17 protein-coding genes are annotated in these 21,032 nt (G+C 58.7%); 3 read left to right on the plus strand and 14 right to left on the minus strand.

The window, feature by feature from the left end:
- Positions 1-405 precede the first annotated feature (405 nt).
- Genes MPRO_RS19250 through MPRO_RS19260 form a run of 3 tightly spaced genes read right to left on the minus strand, consistent with a single transcriptional unit; the run spans position 406 to position 2,852 of the window.
- The gene (locus MPRO_RS19250) at positions 406-1,098 is read right to left on the minus strand and encodes a YciC family protein (protein WP_067296870.1); all 693 of its coding nucleotides are present in this window, start codon (positions 1,096-1,098) and stop codon (positions 406-408) included.
- A gap of 9 nt (positions 1,099-1,107) precedes the next feature.
- Entirely contained in the window at positions 1,108-2,157 is a 1,050-nt protein-coding gene (locus MPRO_RS19255; protein WP_067296873.1) for a class I SAM-dependent methyltransferase, read from the minus strand.
- Positions 2,154-2,852, minus strand: coding sequence for a pseudouridine synthase (locus MPRO_RS19260; RefSeq protein WP_067296876.1), 699 nt, complete (start codon positions 2,850-2,852; stop codon positions 2,154-2,156). The genes MPRO_RS19255 and MPRO_RS19260 overlap by 4 nt, the downstream gene beginning before the upstream one ends.
- 143 nt (positions 2,853-2,995) lie before the next feature.
- Here MPRO_RS19260 and MPRO_RS19265 point away from each other — a divergent pair, with 143 nt between their 5' ends.
- Positions 2,996-3,832: a 6-carboxytetrahydropterin synthase gene (locus MPRO_RS19265; protein WP_067296879.1), complete on the plus strand. Its 837-nt coding sequence runs from the start codon at positions 2,996-2,998 to the stop codon at positions 3,830-3,832.
- Here the strand turns inward: MPRO_RS19265 and MPRO_RS19270 are convergent.
- The 11 genes from MPRO_RS19270 to dksA form a co-directional block, all read right to left on the minus strand.
- A complete protein-coding gene (locus MPRO_RS19270) occupies positions 3,829-6,024 on the minus strand; it encodes a DUF6351 family protein (protein ID WP_067296881.1) in 2,196 nt (731 codons plus the stop codon). The two genes, MPRO_RS19265 and MPRO_RS19270, sit on opposite strands and share 4 nt — an antisense overlap.
- Before the next feature lie 510 nt (positions 6,025-6,534).
- A complete protein-coding gene (locus tag MPRO_RS19275) occupies positions 6,535-7,716 on the minus strand; it encodes an acetyl-CoA C-acetyltransferase (RefSeq protein ID WP_067296884.1) in 1,182 nt (393 codons plus the stop codon).
- A 440-nt stretch (positions 7,717-8,156) separates the two neighbouring features.
- Entirely contained in the window at positions 8,157-9,005 is an 849-nt protein-coding gene (gene panC, locus MPRO_RS19285; protein ID WP_067296889.1) for a pantoate--beta-alanine ligase, read from the minus strand.
- A gap of 1 nt (position 9,006) precedes the next feature.
- Positions 9,007-9,801: a 3-methyl-2-oxobutanoate hydroxymethyltransferase gene (gene panB / locus MPRO_RS19290; RefSeq protein ID WP_067296892.1), complete on the minus strand. Its 795-nt coding sequence runs from the start codon at positions 9,799-9,801 to the stop codon at positions 9,007-9,009.
- Between the two features lie 39 nt (positions 9,802-9,840).
- Positions 9,841-10,332: a 2-amino-4-hydroxy-6-hydroxymethyldihydropteridine diphosphokinase gene (folK, locus tag MPRO_RS19295; protein ID WP_067296895.1), complete on the minus strand. Its 492-nt coding sequence runs from the start codon at positions 10,330-10,332 to the stop codon at positions 9,841-9,843.
- Positions 10,325-11,761 carry a polynucleotide adenylyltransferase PcnB gene (gene pcnB, locus MPRO_RS19300; RefSeq protein ID WP_369406747.1) on the minus strand — a complete coding sequence of 479 codons (1,437 nt, stop codon included), beginning with the start codon at positions 11,759-11,761 and terminating at the stop codon, positions 10,325-10,327. Before pcnB ends, folK begins: the two co-directional genes overlap by 8 nt.
- 1,276 nt (positions 11,762-13,037) lie before the next feature.
- Complete coding sequence (locus MPRO_RS19305) at positions 13,038-14,426, minus strand: sigma-54-dependent transcriptional regulator (protein ID WP_067296902.1); 1,389 nt, start codon at positions 14,424-14,426, stop codon at positions 13,038-13,040.
- Between the two features lie 41 nt (positions 14,427-14,467).
- Positions 14,468-17,383 (minus strand): ATP-binding protein, encoded by a 2,916-nt coding sequence (locus tag MPRO_RS19310; protein ID WP_067296906.1) that lies wholly within the window; start codon positions 17,381-17,383, stop codon positions 14,468-14,470.
- On the minus strand, positions 17,376-17,552 hold the full coding sequence (locus MPRO_RS26095; RefSeq protein WP_067296910.1) for an MFS transporter: 177 nt from the start codon (positions 17,550-17,552) through the stop codon (positions 17,376-17,378). The genes MPRO_RS19310 and MPRO_RS26095 overlap by 8 nt, the downstream gene beginning before the upstream one ends.
- A gap of 8 nt (positions 17,553-17,560) precedes the next feature.
- On the minus strand, positions 17,561-18,445 hold the full coding sequence (gluQRS, locus tag MPRO_RS19320; RefSeq protein WP_067296912.1) for a tRNA glutamyl-Q(34) synthetase GluQRS: 885 nt from the start codon (positions 18,443-18,445) through the stop codon (positions 17,561-17,563).
- A 53-nt stretch (positions 18,446-18,498) separates the two neighbouring features.
- Complete coding sequence (gene dksA / locus MPRO_RS19325; protein ID WP_067296915.1) at positions 18,499-18,927, minus strand: RNA polymerase-binding protein DksA; 429 nt, start codon at positions 18,925-18,927, stop codon at positions 18,499-18,501.
- Between the two features lie 225 nt (positions 18,928-19,152).
- On the opposite strand from dksA, the gene MPRO_RS19330 reads away from it, so the two are divergent.
- Positions 19,153-20,316: a pyridoxal phosphate-dependent aminotransferase gene (locus MPRO_RS19330; protein ID WP_067296918.1), complete on the plus strand. Its 1,164-nt coding sequence runs from the start codon at positions 19,153-19,155 to the stop codon at positions 20,314-20,316.
- Positions 20,316-21,020: a DNA/RNA nuclease SfsA gene (sfsA, locus tag MPRO_RS19335; RefSeq protein WP_067296920.1), complete on the plus strand. Its 705-nt coding sequence runs from the start codon at positions 20,316-20,318 to the stop codon at positions 21,018-21,020. The genes MPRO_RS19330 and sfsA overlap by 1 nt, the downstream gene beginning before the upstream one ends.
- Positions 21,021-21,032: the final 12 nt, after the last annotated feature.

Here is a 21,032-nt window from a genome sequence, read left to right on the forward strand (position 1 = left end):
TTGATATTCGCACGATGAAGGAAAAATCGGCTCGGTATTTAACGATAAAAGTGTAACCTATGTGGGTTATATTCTTTGTAACCTATGTGGTTGATACGTACAAACAGCCCCCGATGAGGCCTTTCCGCTGCGCTCTGAGGTTATTCGGCGGGCTGCGGCTTTCAAGGTGAGGAGTTGGTACATCCATGTACCTCATCGCAGGCGCAACAGTCCCTGTTGCGCCCCTTCGGACCTGATCGCCGAATGACCTCAGTGCTCGCCGGCTTCATAAGGGGGGAAGCAAGAGCCGCTCTGATGTTTCGGTGAGAGCATTTTCACCTTGCCTCGCCCCATATCCGGCCACCTCGAAGTGAGGAAGCACTCAAAGCAACCTCGATCGACAGATAAGTGTTTCGTGAAAATGTTCTAGTTCGGCGTCGCGACTGGGCTGCTTTCGCTGCGCATCAGTGAGTAGATGCGAAAGCCGTAAATGGTGACCAGGGTGCCCATCAGATCGAAGAGGACACTGAGTACTGCCTCGACGGCCGGGGAGCTGAAGCCCGCGGTTTCCGCAAGATATAGCAGCGGTGCCTCAATCAGGAATAGGCCACCGAAGATGATTAGCATGCCTTTGAGCAGCAGCCAGAAATAAGCATCAGACTCGCCCCAGCTTTGACGCAGTGAGGCCACCGGTTTCTTGTCTTCCAGCATGCAAATGTAGTCGGCAAATACCAGCCGCACACCGACATAGATGCCCGGTACGATCAGCAGCATCAGCCCAAGGGTGACGGCGAAGCCGCTCAGCAGGTAAGTAATCAGCAATCGATGCCAGTATTTGAGGCTCAGGGCTACGGCCTGGAAGGCGCTCAGGGGCCGGTCATCCACCGCCGATTGCAGGAACAGAATGGTGGCACCCCAGTACAGCGGCAGCATGGTCAGGTTAAGCAGCATGAGCAAGCCGGTGCCGGTGTGCATCTGGCTACTGTCCGCTTCGACGCTGGCTTCGAGCACCAGACCGAGCAGATTCAGGCCAATGATAAAGGGCAGCTGAATACGCGCGATGGTGTTCAGGTGACGGCGAAAGAAGAACAGGCTCTGGCGGATATATTCAAAAGTCATGACGATGGATCAGGCTCCTGTTTTGGCTTCGGCCAGCAGCACCAGCTTGAAGCTGCCGTTTTCGGCCAAGGTCTGGATGCGCCTAAAGCGCGATGCGGCGCGGCGCTCCAGCATAATTTGTCGGTTGACCACAAAGGCAGCGATGCCGCCCCGGCCGAGCAGGCGCGCCGCTGCGCTCAGAAAACGCTCGGTTAGATCATCTTCCACACTAAAGCCCGCGTGGAAGGGCGGGTTGCACAGAATAAGCTCGAAGGAGCCCTCTATGCCTGCGCCGCAGCTGGCGGGGATAACCTCGCCGGCGATGCCTTGGGCTGCGAAGTTTTTCCGACATGCAGCAATGGCGGCGGCATTGTTGTCGGTCGCGACTATAGGTACGCCCAGGCGTGATGCCTGTACTGACAGATAGCCGTAGCCACAGCCCAGATCCAGAATACGTTTGGGCGGTTCTGGCAGTTCGGCGAGGAAACCGTCGAGCTGTTGCATCAGAAAGGCGCTGCCACGGTCTATTTTGTCCCAGCCAAAGACGCCTGGCTTGCTCCAGTAACTGAAGTGCTCATCGCTGCAGGCTGGGCGTAGCTGCGGGTAGTCCTTGTCATCCAGCGGGGCGCCGGGCTGCTCGGGCTTGGTAAAGAGGCCGCGCCAGCAGTTGGCGCTGGCCTTCTCGGTTTCGCCCTGGCCTGCGAAGAGTACCCGGGTACGGTCGAGATAGCCCTTGATGCCCTCACCCTTGTCGCCGCTGAAAATCAGCTGGCCGCCGGGTTTGAGTACACGCACCGCCTGGTTGATGTTGTGATGCACCAGTGCCTTTTCCTTGGAGACGCGATAGAGCACTCGGGCGATGGAGTCATCGGCAATGCTGCTCAAATCAAAGTCGGACCAGTCGGCCTGCCAGCCGCGGGCGCGGGCGGCTTCCACCAGATCGAGACGATTGCCGATCATGCGAATGTTGCTGCGCGGTGCCAGCTGACTGCCAAGCAGATTCTCGTCGGCGAGCCAGAGGCTGTCCGCAGGAGCATCCTGTACGAAGGGCTGCAGCAGGTTGAAGGCCGGATCGTTCATGGCTTGATACTGGCGATCTCTGTGGTCGTGAGCTCGCGGTATTCACCGGGGCTGAGTGCCGGATCCAGGCTGATGGGACCAATCTGTTCGCGATGCAGTGCGGTGACCCTGTTACCGAGGGCTGCGAACATGCGCTTGACCTGGTGATAGCGGCCTTCGGTGAGGTAAACAAGGGCTTCGTTGCTGCTGAGTATTTCCAGCTCTGCAGGTTGGGTCAACTTGTGTTCGCCGTGCAGCTTGAGGCCGTCAAGGAAGGCTTGTACCGCAGAGGCATCAATCGGATCGGCGGTTTCCACGCGGTAGCGTTTGGGGAGTTTATGACGTGGCGATGTAATGCGGTGCGACCATTTGCCATCGTCGGTCAGCAGAATCAGCCCGGTGGCATCAATATCGAGCCGGCCACAGCAGTGCAGTTCGTCATTGCGGGGAATATCCACCAGACTGTTGATGGTCGGGTGGCTGGGGTCGCCGCTGGCGCTGACATAGCCTGCGGGCTTGTACAGCATCAGATAGCGTGGCCCAGGCGCACCGACGGGCTCGCCATTCAGACAGACGCTATCGACGCCAGGCTCAATGTGCTGCGCGGGATTCAGCGTTTCATCGCCATTGAGGCTGACATCACCGCGGTGCATGATGCGGTGTATTTCCTTGCGTGAAATCCCGGTTGCCTGGGATAGATATTTGTCCAGTCTCATAGCTGCCCTGAGTGCGGTGTAAATGCGGCTAGTATACCTGAGGCTCGGGCGGTTTTGTCGGCCCGAAATTGTGTACAAAACATGAAATGCGGCGCTGCTTGGGCTAAAATGGCGCCCTGCTAAAGACCTCTTATGGAACTCATGTGAAACTGTTTGTCGATAATCTTACCAACGTCGATTTTTCCTACCTTCATCCGCAACGTGGCTTGCTGGGTGAGTCGTGGCTGGTACAGCTGGTGCTGGACGGCCGCCTCAACGATCAGGGAATGATCTGTGATTTTGGTATCGTCAAGAAAGCCGTCAAGGCCTGGATGGACAAGCATATCGATCATGCGTTGCTGGTCGCCACCGGTCTGCCGCGTTTGCAGCATGCCCGACAGGATGGTGAAACCCGCATCGACTGGCTCTATCCCGATGGCCGGCATTTTTACTGCCGCTCACCGGAACAGGCTATTACCCTGGTCGGCGAGCCGGATATCAATCCTCATACCCTCGCTGTCTGGTGCAAGGAGCAACTGCTGGCGCTGTTTCCCGATGAGGTGCAGGGGCTGGAGCTCGCCTTTGTGCCGGAGCGCATCGATGGTGCTTTTTACCACTACAGTCATGGCCTGCATCAGCACGATGGCAACTGCCAGCGTATTGCCCACGGTCACCGCTCGAAGATAGAGATTCATCTGGACGATCAGCGCGAAGAAGCGCTGGAGGCAATCTGGGGTGAGCGCCTGCGCGATATTTATATCGGCACCCGTTCACACCTGATCGGTGAGGCCGACGGCATGCACCACTATCGCTACGACGCCCCCCAGGGGGAATTCGAACTCAAGCTGCCGGCACAGTACTGCTATGTGATCGACACAGAAACTACTGTTGAGCAGATTGCCCAGCACCTCGCTGTTGCCATCAAGCAGGAGCATCCCGACTCGGACGTGCAAGTGCGGGCGTTTGAAGGCGTCGGCAAAGGTGCTATCGCCATCGCCTAGCCTCCAATATCTGTTTGGGAATTATTCTCCAGCCGCTGGCCGAGCCCCGGCACGCTGTAGTCGCAGACTCCGTCGGGGAAGATGCGCTGCAGCCGGACTCGCTGCGGCTGCATATCGATGGGGGCGTAGGTGCCCCGCTCCAGGGCTTCATCGACACTGATGAGGCTGCACTTGAACAGATCTCCGCGCAGATCCTCACCCGCCACCGAGCGCGGGGTGCCATAGATCGGGTACTGTTGCATGCAGGCCCCAGGTGCCCTGTTGTTCCAGTTGCCATCCCATACAGTATCCCCTGCGGCAAGTAGCTTGCCATCGGCCGTGAAACAGCTGTCCTGCGCGGTTTGTGGGCGCTTACCTTCACGCAGCCACTGCAGCAGTGTGTCCAGTGCCTGGGGCACCGGATTATGTGGTCTGGCGGTGATCCATATCAGTTGATTGTCGGCATAGCCGCGTTGCTGCAACCGCATGCGGGTGCTGAAGGCCGCGCTGCTGTGGTGCATGTCCAGGGCAGGTTCAAGATAGTGGCGCAGGTCAATCACCGGAATGGACAGCTCGCCGGTAAATACCAGCCCGGCCTGGACCGCAGCCTGAATGGCGGCAGCATTGCCCTGGCTGCGTGGCGCCGGTGTAAAGCCCGCGTCCGGTGACAGCTGCATGTTGTGGTCACTCCAGGGACTGAGCGCGAACAGGTCATCATCATCGTTCAGATGCCAGAAACGCTCCTGCTGCATTTGTGACGCGGGTTTCCAGCCACCAATATTGGCGTTCAGGTGCACAAAGGTATCGGCGCCGAGCTGGCCTTCACGCAGGGCCTGCAAGCCATACTGCACCCCGACATTGTCCCAGGTCTGGCGCGCATAGCCACTTTCATCGGTGCCGTAGATATGGCGCAGCTCCTCCCAGTGTGACCAGTGCACCTGGCTGCTGACGGCGGGGCTGAAGCGGGGCGCAAAGTGAATAAAACGCGGATTGTTGACCAGGGGCGTCAGGCCGCGCCAGGCCAGGCTGCATTCGCTGGCGCCCAGTGGCCAGTGCGGCGCCCGGCCGCGGATGATCATGGCCAGTTCGTACAGCCAGGTGCGGTTGTCGTGCACGCCATCAAGGCTGTTCAGGCCTGCGACCTTGCGCCGCGCCGGCCAGCTCCAGGTTTTGCGCGCGGTCTGGTCGAAGTAGTATTCAAGCAGTTCGCAGTCAAACGCATAGATAGTCTGGGTGAGCATGTCCGGATAGGCATAGAGGGCGATACCTGCATCCAGCAATCCGGTACCGTTCTGACCAATCAGGTATTGCTGGATGGCACCGCCCGAGCCACCAATCCCCAGGGTAAATTCCGGCGTACCGTAGCGGGCGCTGAACTGGCGTTTGACCCGCGAAGCGGTCTCTTCTGCCAGCCAGATATTATAGTGGTTGGAGGTCTGGTTGCCGCTGGAATAGGCAAGCGCATAGCCCTCGCGCAGCTGCTCGATACGCCGCTCCGGCAGGTCGGTATCCCGTAGCCGGCCCTGACGATAGCCAATGCCCACACCACCGCGGAACTGATAGATAAGCTGCTGGTTCCAGTACTGCATGTCCGGCGCCTCTGGGCTATCGTTGGGGCCGCGCAGGGTCGTTATGTTGTAGATAAAGCGGTTGATGGTGCCCGCTTCGCTGCGCACAACGAAGTCGATGTCCTGGCCGTTGATGCGTATGCGCGCGATATCATCGCTGGCCTGTTCGAGCGGGTAGAAATTGTCGGTTCCTGCACGGTTGTAGTAGTAGTTGACCCGTGTGGGATGCAGGCAGTCCTTGCTGTAACCGATGCGCTGCCGGGTTTTTCTGCCCTGCTCATCGAGCGCAAACACCTCGATGCCAAAACCCTGCTGATTATCCACCAGTGGCTGGCCCAGGCCTGAATCCTCGCCGTCGCAGGCGAAGGGATACTGCAGCGGGCCGGCGTAAATCGGTGTGTGCGGGCCTACTTCACCCAGCTGGATGGGGTAGTGGAAGCTATCCGCTGGGCGTTGCCATTCCCGCGGGTGGGGGCCGCTATAGCTGGGCATGGGCTGGCGAGACTGTGGTTCCATGCCAACCACTGTGGGCATGTTCTTGTAGCGGTCGTTGCCGGGTAGCCAGTTCGGCAACTGGTTCCAGAACCAGATGGCCAGTGCCAGCAGCGGGGCCAGCAGTAGAGCCATGACTTTGGCGAATTTCATACCGTCTCCTCCAGACTGAGTCGGACTCGAGCGTTACGGCAGCCATATCAGGTGTCGATACAGGCTATGACATCGATGCGGCACCGATGGTTACGAAAAGTTGTGATAATTGGCAGTACAGCGGTTCACTCCCCGGGATCGGGTGTGGTTTTCCATTAGGTGCAGTTTAGACATATAGATCAGGGCTGGCAGTCCTGCTGATTGCGAGCAGGACTGCTGGAATTAATACACCGCAGGAAGTGTGGGGCCGGAGAGGAAGGCGGTGAGGGGGCATGCCTTGCATTGCGGGTCCTTGGCTTAGGTATCCTGCGCCGCCCTATTTTCTGTATCCCTGCAGTCGTGCGCATGTACTCGCGGCATAGGACCTCCACGGATGGCGGGAATGCAGAAAACGCTGGAGCGGTTTTTTGTCGTACATCCTGTGCATAAAAAAACCGGGGGCTGATGCCCCCGGTTGTTGTATTTAACGCAGAGTCGGGCCGCCTGGAGGGCCGCCTGGCTGATTGGCGTTTAGTCGCGTTCGATAGCCAGTGCAGTACCCATACCACCACCGATGCACAGTGTGGCCAGGCCTTTCTTGGCGTCACGCTTGATCATTTCATGCACCAGGCTGACCAGCACGCGGCAACCGGAGGCACCGATCGGGTGGCCCATGGCGATAGCGCCACCATTGACGTTAACGATGCTGGTATCCCAGCCAAGGTCCTTGTTGACGGACATCGCCTGGGCAGCGAAAGCTTCGTTAGCTTCAACCAGTTCCAGATCACCGATGCTCCAGCCAGCCTTTTCCAGCGCCTTGGTGGTAGCACAGATGGGGCCTGTACCCATGATGGCAGGATCAACACCGGCAGAAGCGTAGGCCTTGATGCGGGCCAGCGGCTTGAGACCCAGCTCCGCGGCTTTTTCAGCCGAGCACAGGATCACGGCGGCAGCGCCATCGTTGATAGTGGAGCTGTTGCCAGCGGTAACAGTACCGTCACGCTTGAAGGCAGGGCGCAGTTTGCCCAGAGCTTCTGCAGTCACACCAAAACGCGGCTGCTCGTCGGTGTCAAAGACAACCGGGTCGCCCTTGCGCTGCGGGATGCTGACCGGGATGATCTCATCCTTGAAACGACCGGAGGTCACAGCGGCTTCAGCCTTATTCTGAGAGGCTGCAGCAAAGGCATCCTGCTCTTCACGGGTGAAACCGTATTTTTCAACGATGTTCTCGGTGGTGATACCCATGTGGTAGTTGTTGAAGGCGTCCCAGAGGCCGTCTTTGACCATAGTGTCGACCATGCTCCAGTCGCCCATGCGGGCACCGTTACGGGAGTTGGGCAGCACGTGGGGGGAGGCGCTCATGTTTTCCTGACCGCCGGCAATGATGATGTCGGCATCGCCGCAGCGAATGGCCTGGGTGGCCAGCTGCAGGGCTTTCAGGCCGGAGCCGCAGACCTTGTTGATGGTCATGGCCGGTACTTCGTTTGGCAGACCGCCGTTGAGGGCAGCCTGGCGTGCTGGGTTCTGACCGCAGCCTGCAGCCAGCACCTGGCCGAGGATGACTTCGTCAACCAGGGCGGGGTTAATTTGAGTTTGTTCCAGCAGGGACTTGATGACGGTGGCCCCGAGGTCGGCCGCAGAGATGGCAGCCAGGGATCCATTGAAGGTGCCAATAGCCGTACGGCCAGCAGCTACAATTACGACGTCGCGCATTAGGTGTGCCTCTAATTGTTGGTAGCTTTTTCATTGTGGTGCTGAGGGCTGCCTGGAATATGGCTGAACGCTACCGGACCGGAATACTGCTGTTGGCAAGCGCTCTGCGGGCTTGCTTCAGACCGGCTGGTCATACTGCTCAGGCTAAATCAGGCAGACTCCTGCGGACCATGATAACGGGGAAATTTGACCCCATTATTGCAGTGGCGAAATATAATCTAAGCCCCGGCGACAAGGACGAGTTGCTGCCGTGACCGCCACCTGCAGATCCATGTCACATTTTTATATTTCGTTTTTAAGTAATGCGACGAGCCCAGTCTGCGCGAGCTGTTCTCTGTTTGTCAAGCGCACAGCCTGCATGCAAGCCACGTGCTGTGCCGCCGGGAGGGGATAGGGGGGGGATGTTGATGGCTGCCGGCATGCTGGCAGCCATCAAAGGATCAGAGATCGAGTTCGAGATTGTCGATCAGACGCGCGGGGCCCAGATAGGCGGCGCTGAGGATGACCAGCTGGGTATCGCCTGCATTGGCCGGCTGCAGATCGCTGCGGCGCACAATGCGCATGAAGTCGCCTTTGAAACCGACCTCTTCCAGTTTATGCAGCGCCTGGGCTGCCAGCTGAGCGTAGTCCCTCTGGCCCGCCTGAATGGCCTCTGCGGTTTCTCGCAGCACCTTGTTCAGAGTCGGAGCCACCGCCAGTTCGGCCGGGCTGAGATAACCGTTGCGTGAACTCAGGGCCAGGGCTGCGTTGTCGCGCACGATGTTAACGCCGTGAATGTCGATGGGCATGCAGAGGTCAGCCACCATGCGGCGGATAATCAGCAACTGCTGATAATCCTTGCAGCCAAAGAAGGCGGAATCCGGCTGCACTATGCCAAACAGCTTGCTGACCACAGTGGTCACACCGCGAAAGTGGCCGGGCCTGGTGCTGCCGCAATGCATCTCCGACAGGTCTGTAACCTCCACAATGGTCTGATGATCGCGACCATTGGGGTACACCTCGGCCTCGCTGGGAGCGAACAGATAGTCGCAGCCTGCAGCGGCCAGCTTGGCCTGATCGGCTTCCAGGGTGCGGGGATAGCTGGCCAGGTCTTCGTTGGGTCCAAACTGCAGCGGATTGACGAAGATGGTGGCAACGATGATATCGGCGTGCAGGTGTGCCTGATTGACCAGCTCGATATGACCGGCGTGCAGGTTGCCCATGGTGGGAACCAGCCCGATCTTCTTGCCGGCGCGGCGGGCAGCGTTCAGTTGCTCGCGCAGCGCCTGAATGTGATGAATAGTCTGCATATCACGCGAATCCATGCTCGTCTGCGGGGAAGGTGCCAGCACGAACCTGGTCACCATAGCTCTGCAGGGCGTTGGCAATGCTGCCGGCATCACTCATGAAGTCTTTCACAAAGCGCGGCTTGCGGCCGGGTGTAATGCCCAGCATGTCGTGCAGAACCAGTACCTGGGCATCGGTCTGCGCGCCTGCGCCTATACCAATAACCGGAATGCTGACGGCACGGGAGATCTCGCCAGCGAGCAGGGAGGGTACACATTCAAGCAGCAGCATGCTGGCGCCGGCCTGCTCCAGCAGGATGGCGTCGTCGAGCATCTGCCTGGCGCTGGTTTCATCGCGACCCTGTACGCGGTATCCGCCCAGACGGTTAACCGCCTGGGGTGTCAGACCCAGGTGGGCACACACAGGTACACCGCGATCCGCCAGTAGCGTTATGCTCTCGGCCAGCCAGGCACCGCCTTCGATCTTGATAATATGGGCACCGGCCTGCATCAGAATGCCGGCGTTGAGCATGGCCTGTTCCGGGGTGGCATAGCTCATGAACGGCAGATCGCTCATGAGCATGGCGCCCTGGTTGCCACTGGCGACACAGCGCGTGTGGTAGGCCATCTCGTCGACAGTCACAGGCAGGGTGCTGTCATGGCCCTGAAGCACCATGCCCAGGGAGTCACCCACCAGAATGACTTCGATACCGGCGCTACTAACCAGCTGCGCGAAACAGGCATCGTACGCGGTCAAAGCCGCGAACTTCTTTCCATCCTGCTTAAGGGCAGACAGGGTATGCAGAGTGACGTTGTTCATAGGGAACTCGGCTTTTCGTTTGGCTTCAACGGTTCCGGATTATAACGAGATCCGTTCCAGTGTGCCTATAGGGCATTCAGTTAACAGCATTGCCAACGGCCGTCCGTTTGGCAATTGCAGTTCAGGGGCTATTTCGCTTAGTGGCCAGAGCACGAAGTTACGTTCGGGCAGACCCGGGTGCGGTACCGACAACCGCTCGCTCTGAATCAGCTGATCACCATAGAGCAGCAGATCAAGATCGAGCGTACGCGGCCCCCAGTGCTCCAGCCGCACACGCCTGTGCTGCTGTTCCAGCGACTGGAGTTCATCCAGCAGGCGGTGAGCATCCAGTGTTGTTTCAAGCAGTGCAACCGCGTTGATGTAATCCGGCTGATCCTGTGGCCCCATGGGGGCCGAGCGGTACAGGCTTGAGTGGGCCTGCAGTCGCGTGTCCGGCAGGGTCGCAAGTTCCTCCAGCGCACGGGTAACATGCTGCTGCGGCCTGTCCAGATTGCTGCCAAGGCCAATATAGCAGCGCATGACTTCAGGCATCGCGCGGATGGCTGCGGGGCTTGCGCCGACGCTTGCGGGGCTTGGGGGTGGCGGGGGCCAGGTCTTCCTGCAGTACCTCACGATCATCACCATTGGCGACCTGATAATCAGTCCACCACTGGCTCAGACCGCCGAGGTCTTCACCGCTGGATTCGCGCAGCAGCAACAGATCATAGGCTGCTCTGAAGCGCGGGTGCTCCATCAGGCGCTCGGCACGGCCACCCTGGCGCTTGGGCAGTCGCAACTGCAGCTCCCATATTTCGCGCAGCGGAGTGGAAAAACGACGCGGTATCGCAATATGGCGAATCTGAGCCGCAATAACTTCATTGGCCGCTTCATGCAGTGCTGGTAAAGGCGGCATGCGGCCTTCTTTCATTAAACTGTTCAGACGTAGCTGCATTGGATACCAGAGCAGTGCGGCAAACAGGAAGGCAGGCGTGACGCTTTTGCCCTGCTCCAGCCGACGATCGGTATTGCGCAGCGCCCTGAGAATCAGATCTTCCACAGGCATGCCGGCAGCAGGGCCGCGTTCAATCGCATCCTGAACCTGCGGGAACAATTGTTCGAACAGGCCGTAGGTCTGCATCTGCTTGTAAGCGGCAACACCGTGGCCCGACTGCAGCAGTTTGAGTACTTCATCAAACATGCGGGCAGCGGGAATATCACGCAGCAGCGGCGCCAGCTGGTGGATGGGGGCGGCAGTGGCAGGCTCAATATCGAAGTTCAGCTTGGCAGCAAAGCGCACTGCGCGCAGCATCCGCACCGGGTCTTCGCGGTAGCGTGAGGCCGGATCACCGATCATTCGAATGACCTTGTAACCCATATCACGGTAACCACCGGCGAAGTCGTGGACGCTGTGATCCTGGGCCGAGTAATAGAGGGCATTGATGGTGAAGTCGCGTCGCAGCGCATCTTCACGCAGCGTGCCATAGACGTTATCACGCAGAATCATGCCACTGGCGGCCTGGCGGCCGTCCTGGCCATCTTCGTTGCGATCTTCGGTGTCATGTCCGGCACGGAAGGTAGCGACTTCGATTACTTCGCGACCAAAGCGCACATGAACCAGCTTGAAGCGACGACCGATCAGGCGCGAGCGGCGAAATAGCTCCTCGGCCTGTTCCGGCGTGGCAGATGTGGCAACATCAAAATCCTTTGGACGCAGACCCAGCAGTATATCGCGTATGCAGCCACCCACGAGGTAGGCTTCATGGCCGTCATCGTTGAGGCGATGCACGACTTTCAGCGCATTCTCATCGAGATGCTGGCGGGGGATGTTATGTATATCTCGGGTGATGACGCATTCAAGCGCGCTGCCGTCAGAGGCAGACTTTTCATCAGTATCCAGCTTGGGTGCCATATATCTTCTACGCAGTAGCAGGGTGGCGCCAATAAGGATAACCGCAATAGCCGCGGCTATGAACAGGCTCATATCCATAAGTGTTTGTTTTTTGTTCGCCCAGGCGGTGGAAGTGGCGCATCATATCACTGTTGTCGGCTCAGTATAAGAGTGACAGTTTGGTGTGATGCTAAGCGGGATTGGTATATCGGAGGGGTGGCGGAAAAAGAGATGGTTTAGCTGACCACCGTGATTAGAACGCGACCTGTAACTTATTTTTATTCAGGATACACAGTTCTGAATCTAGGGTTTGGGGACCTTCGTGACAACGCACGGCAGTCAGCTACAGACCTCGGTGTTATTTTTATACGAGGTAGGTTACCTGGGAGCCTGACCGAATTTATTTTTATTGTTGATCGGGTGTGGCAGGTAACAATGTTGTTGTTCTGGCCATTTATAGAGCATCCATTGTGCCAGTTTCTGTAACACCATGGTTTTTAACGATTTGTGTTTTTATCTGTGTCGTTGTCGTGGGAGAGGTAACGTCAAAGTGTTACCTTTTGGAACGATTGGGTAGCACTTTTGTGGGTAGCAAGGTAACAGTTGGGTCATGTGACGGTAAGGTCTGGAGTCGTTTTTGCAGGTGCAGGGAGACGCTTTCGTGTGACGACGGCCGATTGAGCGACAGGGGTTACCCTATGAATTTCAGGATAGCTATAAATAGAAGGGGCAGGATGCAACTTTGCGGCAATCAAGCCAGGCATCGATCGGGGCGGCTAAAGCAGGCAACATTCTGATAGCTGATAGCTGATAGCTGATAGCTGATAGCTGATAGCTGATAGCTGATAGTTTGGACTAAGCGTCGGCGAATAGAGCAATAGCGAAATGCGTGTAGGCTTTGAGGATTGGTCGTTGCGAGCAGAGGCTACTCGGAGGCGTTAGAGAGGAACGAGATGGGTGGCTGACCACCTGACATTGACATCATGACCTGTTGTTATTTTTATTCAGGTACAAGGATCGAGATCCGGATGGCATTGTTCGGTGATCAGCGCAGGCCTCATTTATTATTTTTGTTAGAGGCGGGCTACTCGTGCGAAACCTCCGCAGTTATTTTTATTTTGGAGGTCTCGCCGGTAAATATTTTTCTTCTTGTTGTTTCTTATTCTTGTTTTTCTATGACTCTATAGAATGCAGGGCTTGTGCCAGTTTATGTAATTCATTGTTTTTATTGAATAAAATATTTTTTAGTCGCTTCCCGTGGCCTGAGGTAACAAGTATTTGTTACCTCAGGGAACGTCTGGTGTGGGAACTGTGGGTGTGGAGGTAACACCCCGGGGTAACACTTTGTTACAGCAGGGCGACCTGTACGTTACTTGCTGCGACTTTTGCGCGGTATGCCGAGCTTCTGACGCCTTTCCCACAGGCATTTTCGACTGACGCCAAGCTTCTTGGCCAAGTCGGTTTCGCTCATGCCGTTCTGGTTTTCCAGTACGAAGCGTTGAAAGTAGTCGTCCAGTGACAGCCCTGTCTGGGGCTCACGCCGGTTGCCTGCTTTGACGGTTTCGCCTGAAGAGTAAGCATAGCTGCGTTCAAACTGGTGCAGCTTGGATACGGGTTCCAGATCGAGGCCGAGCAGTTCAGTAGTGATCAGCAGGTCATCTGCCAGTATCAGCGCCCGCTCGATGGCATTCTCCAGTTCACGCACGTTGCCAGGCCAGTGATACTGGGTCATGGCCTCCAAAGTACCTTCGCTGAAGCGAGCCGTTGCCAGGCCCATCTTGGTACAGGCCCGCTGCAGGAAGCGGTTGGCCAGTATGGCGATATCGTTGCCACGATCACGCAGCGGCGGCATGCGCAATTCCATCACGTAAAGGCGGTAGTAAAGGTCTTCGCGGAAGTCTCCGTTGCGGGCCATTTCTTTCAGGTTGCGGTGGGTCGCGGCAACGAGGCGGACATTGACCTGGGTCGAGTGGACGGCACCGACGCGTCGGATTTCACTTTCCTGCAGGAAGCGCAGCAGTCGGGCCTGTGCTTCGAGCGGCAGCTCGCCGATTTCGTCAAGAAACAGGGTACCGCCATTGGCTGCTTCGATCAGGCCGCTGCGTGCACTGTTGGCGCCGGTAAAAGCGCCCTTTTCGTGGCCGAACAGCTCGGACTCGATCAGGGTGTCGGGGATGGAGGCGCAGTTTACCGAGATCAGCGGTGCCTTGGCTCTGTCGCTCTGCTCGTGAATGGCGCGGGCGACCAGCTCCTTGCCGGTACCGGATTCGCCCAGCACCAGCACAGTGGCATCGGTGCGCGCGACCTTGTCGATACGGCTCAGCAGTTCCTGCATGGGGGGGCAGGAGCCCAGCAGTTCGCTCTTGCTGCCCTTGCTGGGTGCCGGTGCCTCGCTGTCGGCTGCCGCGACCTTGCGGTTCAGCACGTTCTCGATGGTCCGCAGCATTTCGTCATGATCAAAGGGCTTGGCGATGTAATCGACGGCCCCCAGTTTCATGGCGTCTACGGCGGAGCGCAGGCTGGCGTAGCTGGTCATGATCAGGACCGGCACCTGTTTGGCCAGCGGGATCAGCTCGGTGCCAGGGGCACCCGGCAGGCGCAAGTCACTGATAATAAGGTTGTAATCCTGTAGCTCGAAGCGGCTGGTGGCTTCGTCAACGGAGCCCGCATCATCGATCTGGTAGTCGTGACGTTCAAGCAGGCGGCGCAGGGCGGTACGGATTATCGTTTCATCTTCAACAATCAGAATACGGCTCATTCGGTTCGACCTTGGTTCCTACGTGCAGGACATGGCGCGCGTCAAAGCTCGGACGGCGGAAGTCCAGGTAAGGTGATTACCACTAGAGTGCCTTTATTCTGTTTCTTGTCGGCAGGGCTGAGTATCTCGATATTACCATAGTGTTCTTCGATAATATTGTAGACCAAGGGCAAACCCAGTCCGGTTCCCTGGCCGGGGTCCTTGGTGGTGAAAAAAGGCTCGAACAGGCGGTCCTGCAGCTCGGCGGGAATACCGCTGCCTTCATCCAGCATACGGATGATGACTTTCTCGTCCTCCCGCTCCGCGCTGATGCTGATCAGGCCCTGCTCGGGGGAGGCGTCACAGGCGTTATTGAGCAGGTTGACAAAAACCTGCAGCAATTGCTGGATATCGCCCACGACCTGCAGTGCAGGCGGAACCTCGTTCTGGTAGCGCTGGTGCCGGCCGCGGCTGTCCAGGGATACGAGCTGGATGGCTTCGGCGATACAGGCATAGATGTCGACGGGGTCGTGCTGGGTCACATGATCCTGACGTCCGGTATGGGCAAAGCGCACCAGTGACTGCACGATCCGGCTGATGCGTTTGGTCTGGTCCAGGATCTGCTCGCCGGACTCAAGCACAAGCGGGCTTTCGGTTTCGAACTTCAGGTTCTGCGCCAGACAGGCGATACCGGTGACCGGGTTGCCGATTTCATGGGCGACGCCGGCGGCAAAGCGCCCGATGGAGGCGAGACGTTCGTTGTGCGCCAGTTTGTCGGCCAGCATCAGGGTGTCGGACTCGTCCTCCAGCAGTATGACCATACCGGCATGGGCTTTCTGTTCACTGAGCTGGGCCTTGTGCAGGCTGAACCAGCGTGGTTGTCCATGCAACACCAGCTTCTGGCTTTCCAGGTGTGACTGGTCTCCTTCGGTAAAGCGGGTGAAAAGCTCTCCCCAGGGCGCCGGGAGCGAGGCGGGGCGCCAGGTCAGTACTTCGTCGACGGACAGCCCGGTGTAGTGTTCGATTTCCGCGTTCCAGAACAGGATACGGCCGTCGCTGTCCAGGGTGCAGACACCGACGGGCAGTTTTTGCAGCGTGAGGCGGTGGTAGCGTCGAAGTTCATCCAGCTCGGCGGCCAGGCCACCGAGGCGCTGGTGATACTGCTCGAGCTGCGACTCCAGCAAATGCACATCGCGAGCCCTGAAACCCTCGATCGGGTCCTGCCGATCCAGTGGCTCAAGGATGGTGGCAGCTTCCACCGGGCCAACCAGGCCGGACAGGTGCTGTTCCAGCTGGGAGCGCAGGCGCAGCAAATCCAATGGCGACAGCACTTCATAATTGATACCCAGCTGGGCGATGGCGCTTTGCAACTCGCGCTTGGCCGTCTCGGCCCCCAGGCGTGGGCGCAGCAGGGCTTCGAAATCTTCCACCCGGGTGGCATTGAGGCGGATGCCCATGGGTTGCTGCATGACGTTCAGCATGCAGGCATCGGCGGCCTTGCGTTCTTCGTCACCGGTGGGAAACAGACGGGAGGCCACCACCAGCACCACGCAGTTGAGCAGCAGGGAGAAGACGGCGGACTGATGCCAGTCGTCGGTATTGAGGTCGAAGTCCAGCACGCTGATATTCTGGTCCAGCAGCATGGGCAGGAGCATGGTCATCAACCAGCTGCCGGTGCCGGCACAGAGCCCGAGGACAAAACCCCAGCGGTTAATGCCGGCCCAGAACAGGGTGGCCAGCAGGCCGGGCAGGAACTGCAGAAAGGAGATAAAGGCGATCAGGCCCAGCAGGTACAGGGCTTCGGGTTGGGCCAACTGAGTGTAAAACAGGTAGCTGGCGCTCATCAGCACCAGGATGAGAATGCGGCGCAGCCACAGCAGCCAGTTGTAGAAGCGCACATTGTCCGGCACCCGGGTCAGTGGCAGTAGCAGATGGTTTTGCAGCATCGAGGCCATGCTGACCGTGGCAACGATGATAACCCCGCTGGCCGCCGACAGGCCGCCCAAAAATGCCAGCAGCGTCAGGGTCGGGGAATCCAGCACCACGCCGATGTTGAGGATCAGGTATTCCGTCGCATTGGCGGCTTCAAGCTTGATGCCGGCCCAGACGATAATGGGCACAGTGATCGCCATCAGGAACAGGTACAGGGGCATCAGCCACGAGGCCTTTTGCAGGCTCAGGGCGGACGAGTTTTCGGTAAAGGCCAGGTGATACATGTGTGGCATCACAATGGTGGTGGCGAAGAAGGCCAGCAGCAGGGTATGCCAGTTCTCGTTTTCCGGGATGTGTTGCATTTGCTGCAGCGCAGCGGGGTTGTCGGCCAGCCACTGTTCCAGCCCGGTGGGCCCGCCGAGAATGGCGAACAGCGCGTAACCGGCAATGGCCAGCAGGGCAATGAGCTTGACCAGGGACTCTACTGCCATGGCGACCACCAGACCGTTGTTGCGGTTGCGCAACGAGGCGTGACGGGCGCCGAACAGGATGGCGAACAGCGCCATAACGGCGCAGAAAGTGGCGGCAATTAGATCTCGCGGGGCATCATTGTTGAGCAGGTAGAGTGAATCGGCTACCGCCTGTATCTGGATCGCAATCAGCGGCAGGGTGGCGGCGACCACCAGTACGGATGTCAGGGTGCCGACCGGCCCGCTGCGAAAGCGGAACGAAAACAGGTCGGCCAGCGAGCTGAGTTGGTGGGTGCGGGCGATACGCAGTATCGGCACCATGATGGCCGGTGCCAGTACAAAGGCCAGGGTGGCGCCCAGGTAAGAGGTCAGATAGGTGATGCCGGCATCCTGCACGATGCCGAAGATGCCGTAGAAGGTCCAGACGCTGGTATAGATACCCAGTGAAAGCGCATGTACCAGCGGGTGGCGTACCAGCCGTCGCGGCAGTTTGCCGCGTTCGGTCAGGTAGGCGGCGCCAAACAGTACCAGCAGGTAGCTGACGCCGGCGATGAACAGGCCGTGAATACTAAACATCCTGGTGCCCCCGGCGCATGTCGATTAGCCAGCTCAGGGCAATGAGAATCAGCCAGATAAGGAAGGGTCGATACCAGCGGGCATCGGGCTGCAACCACCAGTCAAGCAGCAAAGGGCCGGCCAGGTAGAAGCCGATGATCATCAGGAGCGCGGTACGGTGCAGATACATGGTGCTCCTTAATCTCCGGACCAGGGGAGCCCGCGGGTTTTGGGAATGGACGCCATACTCCAGTGTTCGACGGCCCAGTGCAACAGTTCGGATGCGCTGGCATCGCGCAGCGCGGCATCGGGCTGCTGGCCAAGAAACTCGAGCGCGGCGATCAGCGCGGGAACAGGGTTGCCGGCATCCAGCGGTGGCGCCTGGTTTTGCTTGCTCAGCTTCTGGCCAGAACTGGATGTTGCCACCGGGATATGGGCATAGTCCGGCCGGGTATATCCGAGATAGCGCTGCAGCTGTATCTGGCAGGGTGTTTCATCGAGCAGATCGCTGCCGCGCACCACGTGGCTGATTTGCTGAGCCGCGTCATCTACCACCACCGCAAGCTGGTAGGCAAAGAGACCGTCGCGGCGCTGGATCACGAAATCACCGTGGTCCCGTGCGAGGTGGTAAACCGCCGGGCCCTGAATGGCGTCGTGCAGCTCGATACTGCCGGCGGCGCAGTGCGCGCGGATGGCGCAGGCCTGGGCGTGTGGCGGATGCAGGGCATGGCAGTGGCCATCATATCGAATGCCGCCGGTACGATTGGAAACCTGCTTGCGGGAGCAACTGCAGCGATAGGCCTGGTGTTGCTGTTGCAGCTGGTCTACCGCATCGCGATAGAACGAACTGCGCTGGCTCTGGTAGATGACTTCGCCGTCCCAGTCGAAACCGAAGGCTTCCAGGGTCGATAGAATAAGGGCGCTGGCACCCTGCTGTTCACGGGGTGGATCGAGGTCTTCAATGCGAACGAGCCAGAGGCCCTGGTGGGCGCGGGCATCCGCATAACTGGCAAGGGCTGCCAGCAGTGAGCCGAAATGGAGCGGGCCGGTTGGGGAGGGAGCGAAGCGTCCGATATAGCGCAAGGGTCAGGGTCCTACGCCGAGTCCGGCCGCCGTAGCGGCCGGTTCAGAAAGAGTCAGCCGCCGAGCTGCTTTTCCTTGATTTCTGCCAGCGTTTTGCAGTCGATGCAAAGCGTTGCGGTAGGACGTGCCTCAAGGCGACGGATACCGATTTCAATACCGCAGGTATCGCAGAAACCGTAATCATCATCGTCAATGCGTTCGACTGCTTCGTCAATCTTGCGGATCAGCTTGCGCTCGCGGTCGCGGGTACGCAGTTCGAGGCTGAATTCCTCTTCCTGGCTGGCGCGGTCGCTTGGATCGGCAAAGTTGGATGCTTCTTCTTGCAGATGATGGATAGTGCTGTCGACTTCCTCCATCAGCTGCCGCTTCCAGGCATTCAATATCTGTCGGAAATGCTCGCAATGAGCATCGCACATATACTCTTCACCCGTACCAAGATCGTAGGGTTTAAAGTGCGTAAACTGAGAATCATTAGTTGGCATAGTCTTGCCTCGCGTCTCCGAGTCCTCCGAACTGTTTAAAGTCCGGTTCGGTTATCCCTTCTGCCTAAAGCCGTGCAAGCGCCGGCACTGGAAGGCGACGAAGTTACCAGAACCCTTTTAAATAGGCTAGCCTTTATAACCAAATTCGCCAGTGCAGTCGCGCTAGCGCCACAGGGCGCTCGGGGCGGTATAATCCCGCGCTTTTAGGCCGAGGAGCAAACGCCGATGACAGTGCGCTGGAGTGACCGGGTTGGTGATATCGAATCCTTCAAGGTGATGGATTTGCTCAAACGTGCCCGCGAACTGGAAACCCTGGGGCATGATGTGGTGCATATGGAGGTAGGGGAACCCGACTTTCCAACCGCCGCACCTATAGCTCAGGCTGCCCGAGTGGCAATCGAGCAGGGACAGACCCAGTACACACCGGCAACGGGTATTCCCGAGCTGCGCGAGGCGATCGCCGGCTTTTATCAGCAGCGCTACGGCCTGGATATAGCGCCGCAGCGGATCATTGTTACCGCAGGCGCCTCAGGTGCCCTGCTGATGGTGTTTGCACTGCTGGCCAACCCCGGCCAGACATTCATGATGAGTGACCCGGGTTACCCCTGTAACCGGCAGTTTCTGCGTCTGATCGAGGCCCGCGCTCAGCTGATACCGGTGAATGCCGATTGCAACTTCCAGCTTAGGCCGGCGCAGGTTTTAGAACACTGGCACAACGAGACCGCCGGTGTGTTACTGGCGTCGCCGGCCAATCCGACGGGCTCGGTGCTGAAAGCTTCCGAGCTGGCGGCACTGGCCGAGGCGGTGCGACTGCAGGGTGGTCACCTTGTGGTGGATGAGCTGTACCATGGTTTGACCTACGGTTTCGACGCACCGACAGTGTTGCAGGTGGAGCCAGATGCCTTCGTGATTAACAGCTTCTCAAAATACTTCGGCATGACCGGCTGGCGACTCGGCTGGATAGTTGCGCCTGAACAGGCGGTGCCGGAGCTGGAGAAGCTGGCGCAAAACCTCTACATCTCTCCCTCAACGGTATCGCAGCATGCGGCACTGGCGGCTTTCAAGCCCGAAACCCTGGCTATTCTGGAAGCTCGCCGGCAGGAGTTTGGCGCCCGACGTGATCGTCTTGTCTGTGGTTTGCGCGAGCTGGGGCTGGGCGTGCCGGTAGCGCCCGAAGGGGCTTTTTACGTGTACGCCGATGTCAGCCACCTGACTGACAATGCCTTCGAATTCTGCTGGGACCTGCTCGAGTCCGAGTATCTGGCGGTGACGCCGGGGCTGGATTTCGGCCAGCACCGGGCCAATGACTTTATCCGTTTTTCCTATACCACCAGCCTCGAGCGTATCGAACTGGGGCTGGAACGTCTGCGCCGACGGTTGGCTCGCTGATGCAGCTGAGCGACTTGATAGAAGGGCGCTTGCTGCGCCGCTACAAGCGCTTTCTGGCCGATGTGGAGCTGCCGGATGGACGCTGCGTCACGGTGCACTGCCCCAACACTGGTTCCATGCGCAATTGTGCCGAGCCTGGCAGCCGGGTCTGGTTGCTTGATTCCGGTAATCCGAAGCGCAAATATCCGCTTGGCTGGGAGCTGGTGGAGGTGGAAGGGCGTCATTTGGCGTCGATCAATACCGGACGCGCCAATGCGCTGGTGCGCGAAGCCGTCGAGCAGGGACGGATTAGAGAGTTGGCTGGCTATCGCAGCATTCGACAGGAGGTGCCCTATGGCGAGGAGCGCAGCCGCATTGATCTGGTGCTCAGCGAGGGCGCCGCTGCCGATGCCTGGATTGAGGTCAAGAACGTGACCCTGCTCGAATCGGGTGGCTGGGGCAGTTTTCCTGATGCGGTGACGCTGCGCGGACAAAAGCACCTGCGCGAGCTGATGCTGCTGGAGCGCCAGGGTGTACGGGCGGTGCTGCTGTTCTGTGTACCCCACGGCGGCATTGAGCGGGTAAGGCCTGCCGATGCGATCGATCCGGCCTATGGGCGGCTATTGCGTGAGGCGCGTGATGCCGGTGTGGAGCTGTTAGCTTATGGCGCCACGCCGACGCCCCGGGAGCTGGTACTGACTCGCCAGCTCGAAATCGTGCTCTAGGAGGCTGTCCGA

The sequence above is a fragment of the Marinobacterium profundum genome (assembly GCF_001528745.1).
In the GTDB taxonomy this organism is placed as follows: Bacteria; Pseudomonadota; Gammaproteobacteria; order Pseudomonadales; family Balneatricaceae; genus Marinobacterium_A; species Marinobacterium_A profundum.